The sequence below is a fragment of the Bartonella sp. AA89HNZF genome (assembly GCF_042196905.1).
GTDB lineage: Bacteria > Pseudomonadota > Alphaproteobacteria > Rhizobiales > Rhizobiaceae > Bartonella.
This window is the reverse complement of record NZ_JBHIRD010000151.1, coordinates 1-508: the sequence shown is the minus strand read 5'-3', so window position 1 is coordinate 508 and position 508 is coordinate 1. Positions and strand designations below refer to the sequence as shown.

1 protein-coding gene is annotated in these 508 nt (G+C 40.7%); it reads right to left on the bottom strand.

The features are described 5' to 3' along the window. A partial coding sequence (locus ACFIN0_RS10225; RefSeq protein WP_375702505.1) for an autotransporter domain-containing protein occupies positions 1-508 on the bottom strand: 508 nt, incomplete at both ends.

The following is a 508-nucleotide window of genomic DNA, read 5'->3' as shown; positions in this document are numbered from 1 at the left end:
GAGACAGTTGCGCATTGATGCCAACGCCGCCTTCAATTGCAGGTCCCATAGGATCAAGGTCAAAATCTCTGCCAATCTGGATGGTACCATTATCACCAAAGGTTTTGATCAAGTTTACTTTTCCATAGAAAGACATTGGACGGTTGCTTTCAGTGGAAATGGTTTTTGTCAAACGTCCACCAACACGGATCAACCATTGAGAAGGATTGTTCATATCAACGGTAAAATTATCAGCATCTTCAATGGTATTAAACATCAAATGTTGATAGGCAATTTGTGCTTGTGGCTCAAATGTTAAACTCTCCATTCCGGTTGCAAACTCTTTGCCAACGGTGGTGGAGATACTCAACATTTTGGCATTTTGCAATTTTGCGGTTTTGCCAATGATAGCATTGCCGATATCTCCTTTTAGAATTCCATAGGATAAAAGCGTATCCATATAGAAACCATTGTCATGCTGCACGCTGCCATAAGCTGTTAGTGACCATTTATCCAATGTGCTCTTACT